This is a genomic window from Kordia sp. (assembly GCF_965283645.1).
GTDB lineage: Bacteria > Bacteroidota > Bacteroidia > Flavobacteriales > Flavobacteriaceae > Kordia.
Genome location: NZ_CBDIPG010000001.1, coordinates 661,143 through 671,556, shown reverse-complemented (window position 1 = coordinate 671,556; position 10,414 = coordinate 661,143). Strand labels below are relative to the sequence as shown.

Genomic DNA, 10,414 nt, shown 5'->3' with positions numbered 1-10,414 from the left:
CTCATACGTACTCGCGTGCGTATCAGTAAAAACCGATTTTTGTGAAAAAAGATTTAATTAACAAATTACTTTCTTTAAATATTAAAGTAAAGGTTGTAGATGGAAATCTAAAAGTAAATGCGCCAAAAGGTGCGTTGACTCCAGAATTACTTACGGAGATAAAGTCCAATAAGGATTTTTTAGTACAACTATTAGCTCCAAAAGTAAAGATTCCTAAAACCAATCTTGACAATAATTATCCTTTGACTCCAACTCAATATTTTATGTGGTTTACACATGAACATCTTGGTGGAAATAAGGCATATAACATCACGTCTACACTACAGTTAGATGGCGATTTGAATGTTGATTTTTTAACACAAGCATTTCAAACTGTCATAAAACGGCATGATTCACTTCGTACTATTTTTATAAAAAATACGGAAGAAGAAATTGTACAACATGTTGTAGCTCCGGAAACAAGTACGTTTCAACTTTTACACAAAAAACTTTCAACTTTTTCAAAAACAAGTATTGAAGCAGAAGTAGAAAAAGAATACCAAAAAGCATTTAAACTAGACAAAGAAATACTAGTAAGAGCAAAATTGATTGGATGCGATAAAAAGCACATCTTATTATTTGTAATTCATCATATTATTGGTGATGGTTGGTCGTTACAAATATTGGCAAAAGAAGTCATGAAAGTGTACAATAGTTTGGTACACAACAAACCAATTGCATTGCCAACATTAAGCATTCAATACAAAGATTACAGTGTATGGTTAACGGATAGTTTAGCTACTAAAGAATATCAAAATAAACTAAACTATTGGAAAACAGTCTTTTCAGAAGCTGTTCCTGTATTAGAATTGCCAACCTACCAAGCGCGTCCAATTAAAAAAACGTACAATGGTTGTGTATATAGTCATGAATTCTCAACAACACTCATACAAAACATAAACACATTTACGAAAGAGCATCAAATGACGCTGTTTATGATGTTATTGGGAAGTATCAATGGTGTGTTTTCAAAATATACTGGTCAAACAGATATAACATTAGGAACCACAGTTGCTGGAAGATCAAATGATGAATTGACCAATCTAATAGGATTATTTTCCAATGCCTTACCAATTCGCACCAAATTTGCGACGGATGATTCGTTTTTGACGTTATTACAAAAGCAGAAAACTACGTTACTCAAAGCATACGACAACAAAGAATATCCGTTTACTGAATTGGTAAAACAGTTGTCAATTCCTAAAGATCAAAGCAGATCGCCACTATTTGACATTATGGTTTTATTGCAAAATCATAGAGCGTTAGATATTAATGATGAAAAAGAAATTCAAGGCATACAAACGTCTATATATGATGAAATAGAAAGAGGCGTAAGTCAGCAAGACATTACATTTATATTTGAAGAAAAAGGAACAGAATTACTATTAAATGTAGAATACAATACAGATCTGTTTGAAGAACGCTTTATAACGCAATTCATTTCACACTTTGAACATTTCATTAGCAACGGTTTACAGCAACCAGAAACTACACTAACAGCTATAGCGATTATTTCTAAGGAAGAAGAAGACAAAATTCTTTATGAATTCAATTCTGAAATACATACTCGTGATAAAACAATTACTGTTGTAGATTTATTAACAGCACAAGCAAAAAAGCAACCTAATAAAACGGCTTTAATATTTGAAAATGAGTACATTTCGTATGCGGAATTAGATCAGTATAGTAGTCAATTGGCAAACTTCTTAGTCACTAATTTTGAAATTGAAAAAGGAAATTATCTAGGAATTGAATTAGCGCGAAATGAATGGATGATTATTGCAATCTATGCAGTGCTAAAAACGGAAGCTATTTATGTTCCAATAGATCCAAGTTATCCTGAAAAAAGAAAAAAATACATCTATACGGATAGCGATTGCAAGTTGATTATAAATGATGAACTTATTGCTAAGTTTAGAACTGAAAAGGAAAAATATCAACGAACAATTACACCAACTATTTCAGCTGAAGATGTAGCATATGTAATCTACACGTCAGGTTCTACAGGAAACCCAAAAGGAGTTCAAATCACACATTGTTCCTTACTAGATTATACGCGTACATGTCAAGAATATTTCAATATAAATACTACTGACAAACTCATACAACAAGCGAGTATCTCTTTTGATACGTCCATAGAAGAAATATTCCCGATTCTGAGTAGCGGTGGCGCATTGGTTATTCAAAAAAATAATAATGATTTTGAAGGATTGCTTCAAGCATGCGAACAACATGAAATTACCATTTTAAGTACCAATCCATTTGCGTTGCAATATTTGAATCAAATTGATCAAGAATATAACTTCAAATTTAGAATTCTCATAAGTGGAGGCGATATTTTAAAACCAAATTATATAGATAATCTATGGGGTAATATTGCTATTTACAATACCTACGGACCAACAGAAAGTACTGTTTGTGCAACGTATTACAAGGTGAATAATCTTAACAATACGACAATTCCTATTGGAAAACCTATTACAAACAGACATGTATATATTTTAGAGCCAAATTCAACAAAACTAAGTCCAATTGGCATTCCTGGAGAACTATGTATCGCTGGAACAGGTTTGGCAAAAAATTACCTTAACAAACCTGAGCTAACAGCCGAAAAATTTATTCCAAATCCATTCCAAAAAGGAGAAAAACTGTATCGTACAGGCGATCTTGGAAAATGGCTTCCAGATGGAAATATTGTATTTGAAGGTAGAAAAGACGATCAAGTAAAAATAAGAGGTTATCGTATAGAACTTGGTGAAATTGAATATGCACTAACAACGCATGAAAATATCAATCAAGCAGTTGTACTAGTAAAAGAAAAAAATGGTGAAAAAAGCATTGTCGCATATATAGTTGGAACAGAAATACAAATAGATGCAGTTCGAACTCAATTAGTACGAGAACTTCCAGAATACATGCTTCCTAACCATTATATGGTTTTGGATGCAATTCCGATAACATCAAACGGAAAAACGGATAAAAAAGCATTACTAGCTTTAGAAATTCAGCACACAACGCAGGCAACATACAGTGCGCCGCAATCGAATCTTGAAAAACGAATTGTTGCCATTTGGGAAAACTTATTAGATGTTGCTCCAATTGGACTTACCGACAACTTCTTTGAACTTGGTGGACACAGTTTAAAAATTGTGAAATTCATCAATATTGTTAAAAAAGAATTCAATTGTAAACTCAGCGTACACGATATTTTTGCTATGCCAACAATTGAAGCGTTGGTAGCAAGTGGACTATTAAGCAATACTGTATCAAGTACTAAAAACATTCAAAAAGTAGCGATATCAGAACAGGGATATGCGTTATCTCCATCACAATATCGATTATGGGTATTAAGTCAATTTGAAGCATTATCAACGGCATACAACATGCCATATGACATTATTCTGGATGGAACCTACGATTTTAGAAATTTAGACAAAGCAATTCATGCTACGATAGAACGACACGAAATTCTTCGTACGGTATGTAAAGTAGATGCGTCAGGTGAAATACGCCAATGGATTCTATCAAAAGAAGCACTCGGATTCAACATTGAATATATAGATTATAGTGATGCCGAATCTCCAGAAAAAAGTGCAAGAGCATACATCACAAACGATTCGTACAAACCTTTCAACCTTGCAACAGGCCCATTACTAAGAGTTGCTGTACTGCAAGTTTCAAAAGAAAAATTTGTACTCTATTACAACATGCATCACATCATAAGTGATGGTTGGTCAATGGAAATATTGGCAAAAGATATCATGCGTTTCTATGAAGCGTATCAAAAAAATGAAACAGCAACCATTGCAAAGCTAGACATTCAATATAAAGATTATGCCGCATGGCAATTGCAAAAAATAAATGAAGAAACGTTCAAAATACATGAAGCGTATTGGTTGCATCATTTAGCTGGAGAATTACCTGTATTGGATTTGCCAACAAACACAAAACGTCCGTTGGTAAAATCATATGAAGGAAATGGTGTAGAAACGTACATTTCAAAAGAAACAACAGAAAAACTAAAAACGTTTAGTAAAGAACAAGGCGGAAGTCTATTCATCAGTTTGCTTGCCGTTTGGAATCTTCTCTTACAAAAATACAGTTCGAGTACAGATATTATTATCGGAACTTCGGTTGCAGGAAGAGACGATATTGCGTTGGAAAACCAAATAGGATTCTATGTAAATACACTTGCTTTGCGCAATGAAATACAGGGAGATGATAGTTTTATAACGTGTTACGAAAAAATAAAAAATAACACGCTAGCTTCTTACGAACATCAAGCATATCCTTTTGATCGTTTGGTTGAAAAACTAGACATAAAAAGAGATGCCAATAGAAATGCCGTATTTGATGTAATGCTAACCATGCACAATGCAAATACGAAAAAAGACAACAACTTAGAAACACTACATTCTGATGAAATTCGCGATACAGGTTTCAAAATGTCAAAACTAGATGTTGATATCATCTGTAAAGAAGTTTCGGAAGGAATTCAGGTACGCATTACATACAATACCAGTATTTACGATGCAGACATGATTCACAACCTAACAAAGCATTACAAGCAATTGTTAGAAGCGGTCTTGGCGAATTCTGAAGAAAAAATTAAGAACATAACCTATCTCACGGAAGTAGAAAAAAACAAGCAATTACTAAGCTTCAATACTACTAAAACGGAATACAATGTGTTGGATACGGCATTGGATATGTTTCAACATCAAGTTGTAAAAACGCCGACTGCCATTGCTTTACAAGCTAACAACAAGAGTTTTACATATGTTGAACTTGATGAAATATCAAGTCAATTTGCAAACTATTTAAGTGAAAACTATCACATCACACTAGAAGATATGGTAGGAATTCATTTAGAAAAAAGTGAATGGATGCTCATTTCAATAATGGCAATTCTAAAATGTGGATCGGCATATGTTCCTTTAGATTTAAATTACCCAAAAAGAAGGATACAATTCATACAAGAAGAAACAAATTATAAAGTATGTATCACAAAAGAAATCATAGCGGATTTTAAACAAAAACAAGCAACATTTACAACCGATAATACCAACTTAGAACAACCAATACCAGCAAATTTAGCGTATGTAATTTACACTTCCGGTAGTACAGGAAAACCAAAAGGAGTACAGTTAACACACGGTTCATTAGCAAATTATGTACAATGGGCAAAAGGTTATTACTTAACAAATAATACCCTAACAAATACAGATTTTGGTTTATTCACCTCATTATCTTTCGATTTAACGGTAACAAGCGTATTCTTACCAATAGTAAGTGGCGGAAAATTAGTCGTATCTAACGAAGATGAAGACATTTCAGAACAACTAAAACAATATTTTGAAAGTACTATTTCATGTATTAAAATTACGCCAGCACATATTAGTATTCTGCCAAAAATCGGAATTACTAAAACTGCAGTTGAAATAGCCATTGTTGGCGGTGATATACTAACGCAACATCATGTTGGAATTCTACGAAATCTAAATCCTAACATTAAAATATATAACGAATACGGACCTACGGAAGCTACTGTAGGATGTACGATATATGAAGTTGGAAAAACAGCATCAAAAGTACTAATAGGAAAACCAATTGCAAATACGGAAGCATACATATTAGATACTGAAAACAACTTGCAAGCTGAAGGCATCGTTGGAGAACTTTGCATAAGCGGAAAAGGGTTAGCGAAAGGATATTTAAACAGAAACAAGCTAACTGCTGAAAAATTTATTCCGCATCCTTTTAAAGAAAATGAACGCATATACAAAACAGGCGATCTTGCAAAATGGCTTCCAGATGGAAATATTGTATTATTTGGAAGAATTGATAATCAAGTAAAAATAAATGGATATCGTATAGAACTTCAGGAAATAGAACGACAATTACGAACACATCCAGAAATAACGCAAGCGGTTGTTTGTGTAAAAGAAATTGAAGAAGGAACAAAAGAATTGATCGCTTTTATAGTAGCAACGCAAACACAAAAAAGCGCAACAATTAGAAGCTTTTTAATGAACAAATTACCAACGTATATGTTGCCTAACTATACAATTGAAGTTGCGGAAATTCCATTAACACCAAACGGAAAAAGAGATACACAAGCATTAGTAGCGATAAATACAGCAGAATTAGAAAGCAGTGAAACTTACATTGCGCCCACTACAAACAAAGAAAAAGTATTAATTGCAGTTTGGGAAGATGTATTAAAGCGCAAACAAATAGGAATTCATGATAATTTTTACAACTTAGGTGGCGATTCTATCAAATCAATTCAAATTGTAGCGCGACTCAAGCAAAAAGGATATCAAGTAAAAGTAGAACACATACTACAAAACCCAATTGTAGAAAGTTTAGCAAAACTCATCACAACACAAACACGTACAATACCACAAGATGAGGTGAATGGAGTAGTAGCTTTAACGCCAATACAACAGTACTTTTTTACGAATGAAGCAATTACAATTCCGAATCATTTCAATCAATCTGTATTATTAAAAAGTGAGACAACTTTAGACATTACAACCATTCATAAATGTATTTCAAAATTGGTAGCACATCATGATGCGTTGCGTATGAAATATACGAAGGAAGAAACTTCTTGGAAGCAAATCAATCAGGCAACTACTCATGAACATTATGAACTACATGAATATGATCTTCGAAACGAAGCACATGCTGATGCAAAAATGGAGGAATTGGGAAGTGCGTTGCAAGCGTCAATTGACATCACAACCGGACCGTTAGTAAAAGTTGGGTATTTCAAACAAAATGACGGCGATTACATTGCACTCATCATACATCATCTAGTCGTTGACGGAATTTCGTGGCGTATATTATTAGAAGATTTTTCTACAGCATACACACAATTCAGTACAGAAAACAACATACAATTACCATTAAAAACGGACGCGTTTATGAATTGGGCTTCAGCACAAAAAGAACATGCTACAAGTCCAGAAATGATTACGGAGAAAGAATATTGGAACACAATTTCAAATGCTACAGTACAACCATTAGTTGTTGATTATGAGGTAAATGAAGTAATACAGCTGGAAAGCAAACAACTATTTTCATTAACAGAAGAAGAAACCACTTTATTACAAACAAAAATTCCAAATGTATATAAAACCGAAATCAATGATATTTTACTAACGACTTTAGGGCTAGCCATAAAAGATGTCTTTCAACAAGAACAAACCATCATTCAAATGGAAGGTCACGGTCGTGAAGACATCCTAAAAGATATTGATATTAGTAGAACAATTGGTTGGTTTACTTCTATGTTTCCGTTTGTTTTAGACTTGTCGAAATCAAATAAAAAAAGAGAAAATCTAATCTATGTAAAAGAAGCGCTTCGAAAAATTCCCAACAAAGGAATAGGATATGGAATCTTACGTTACTTAACTTCTGATTTCAACCCGAAAAATAACGCTTCAATAACGTTTAACTATCTCGGAGATTTTGGAAACAATGTTGGTGACGAATCAAATACACTTTTTGAATTTTCTTCAAAATCAATTGGAAAAAATGTAGCGCCAGAAAACGGACATGATACCCTACTTGACATCTCAGGAATGTTAGTAAAAGGAGCTTTACACATGTCAATTCGATATTCGAAAGCAATTCACAAAGAAACCACGATTCAAAAACTAATTACGGCATACAAAACACAATTGCAAGCATTTATCACAGACTTTGCAACAGAAACAAAAAGCTATAAAACGCCGTCAGATCTTACATATAAAGGACTTTCGGTAAAAGATATTGTAAAAATAAACAAAGACAATACAGTTGTAGACATCTATAAACTATCGCCATTACAAAAAGGAATGTATTTCTTATGGCTGTCCAATGCATCTACAACATTATACTTTGAGCAAACATCATTTACGATTACAGTACCTAAACTTACGCTTTCTGTAATAGAAAAAGCATATCAAAAACTAATTGACAGACATGCAGTTTTGCGAACGAGTTTTAGTAACGATTATGCTGGTGAAATTTTACAAATAGTGAGAAATGGTGTAAAAGGTAATTTTTCTAGTGAAATAATGCCTGAAAATCTTCAAGATGAAGACAAAGAAACATACATCAAAAATATAAAATTAACCGATCGAGAAACAGGTTTTAATTTAGAAGATACTTCTCAAATTAGATTGAAAGTATTACAACTTACGACCAATACTTTTCACTTTATCTGGAGTTACCATCACATACTCATGGACGCTTGGAGTGCAAACATTCTCATTGATGAATACTTACAACTCATACAAACAACACTCACAAAAACGGAAGCAAAATTGCCAGTTCCAGCAGTATATGCAACCTACATTCAACTATTAGAAAGTTTTAAAAATGAAGATTCATTAATGTATTGGAAAAACTATCTATCAGGATACAACAACAAAATTTCAAAACCATTTGTCATCAAAAATCAAACGGAAGAAAAAAGCTTTCAAATGGCTATTGAAATGTTGCATGTAAAAGACGAATTATATACAGCGTTAGACACATTTTGTATCAAACATAATATCACACAAAACGTATTCATACAAGGTGTTTGGGGATATTTAATCTCACTTTACAATAACATAAATGATGTTGTTTTTGGAATGGTTGTTTCTGGAAGACCAGCCGAATTACAAGGTGTAGAAAACATGGTCGGTTTATTTATAAACACCATTCCTGTACGAATCAATTATACCGAAAACGATACTGTAATTGGCTATTTAGAAACGATAAAAGACAAGGCTTTAGGCGGAAATGATCATCATTACTTAGGACTCTCAGAAATTCAATATCAAAATGAATTAGGAAAAGAATTAATTCATCATACGGTAACATTTGAAAACTTGCCATTGCAAGAAGAAACAGTGAAAAATACGGATGCAATCAACATAGAATCGCCAGAAGTATTTGAAGAACCAAGTTTTGATTTTGACATTATTGTAGTTCCGTTTGAAACGGCAATTGAAATCAATTTCAGATACAATACTACCAAATATGAAGAAGCAATCATAAAAGATATCGTATCAAACTATACCATACTATTCAAAAAATTCTTGAATCATCCAACGGAAATGCTAACGACATTAAAAACATCTGTAGCAATTTCAAACCCTAAAAAATCGCCACGTACAGCATTAAAAAATCTCAAAAACATAAATAGTAACAGGCTGAAAAAACAAATGTTATGAACCGACTCGCAAGATTAAAAAACATAAAAGTTAAAGAAGTAACAAACCAAGAAGAAGTAAGTACCTCATTTTTTGACGGTGAATTACAGTTTCCATTAGTGAAGAAGCCTATGATTTCTGGGTTAAATCTGCGCAATTGGATTGAAAAAAATCTAACAAAATTCAATAGCAATCTTCTAAAACATGGCGCAATACTATGTAGAGATTTCAAAATAAATACGGTAGAAAAGTTTCAGCACTTAATGACTATTTTTCCAAATGATCTATTAGAATACAAAATGAGATCATCACCACGCTATTCACTAACAGACAATGTATATGTATCCACAACCTATCCGGAAGATCAAACAATACAAATGCATAGTGAAAGTTCGTATGCGCCAAATCATCCAGAGCGAATCGTATTTTGTTGTATTACTGCGGCTATTGAACAAGGAGAAACTCCAATTGCAGACAACAGAATAATTATAGCAAACTTAAGTGAAGCAACAAAAGCTAAATTTCTAGAAAAAGGAGTGCAATACCGAAGAAATCTTAGTGGATTATTAGGGTTGAATTGGCAAGAAGTATTTCAAACCTCAAACAAACAAGACGTAGAAGAAGAATGCAAAAGAACAGGAATGAATTTCGAATGGAAAGATGAAGAAACACTAATTCTAACCTGGACTAAAAAAGCGATCTGGAATCATCCTACCACAAATGAAGAAATATGGTTCAATCACGGATTATTCTTCAACAAATACATGTTAGATGAATCGGTACTAAACTCTGTAAACTCATTTGATGACCTTCCAAACGATACTTTCTTTGGTGACGGAACCGAAATATCTAAAGAAGAAATAGAAGAAATAAAAAATGCGTACGAAAAAGCAACCATCACATTTCCTTGGGAAGAAGGCGATGTATTATTCTTGGACAACATGTTATTCTCGCACGGACGACGACCATACAAAGGAGAACGAAAAATTATTGTTTCCATCTCATAACAATCTAATTACCAATAAAAAACAAGCAGTCTGAAAATTTTAAAAAGACGTCTTTGCGAAAAAATATTAACTATGAAACAAGCTGTAAATCGATAACCTAATTTTAACAGATTGCTTCATTTTATCCGCAATGACAGCTTATTAGACAGCCTCATTACAATACTCTTTTTTAAG

General features: G+C 33.0%; 2 protein-coding genes. Both read left to right on the top strand.

Features of this window, described 5'->3' with window-relative positions; all coding sequences use genetic code 11:
• Positions 1-41: 41 nt before the first annotated feature.
• Positions 42-9,254, top strand: coding sequence for an amino acid adenylation domain-containing protein (locus ACQ654_RS02690; protein ID WP_430408772.1), 9,213 nt, complete (start codon positions 42-44; stop codon positions 9,252-9,254).
• Complete coding sequence (locus ACQ654_RS02685; RefSeq protein ID WP_430408771.1) at positions 9,251-10,240, top strand: TauD/TfdA family dioxygenase; 990 nt, start codon at positions 9,251-9,253, stop codon at positions 10,238-10,240. Before ACQ654_RS02690 ends, ACQ654_RS02685 begins: the two co-directional genes overlap by 4 nt.
• Positions 10,241-10,414: the final 174 nt, after the last annotated feature.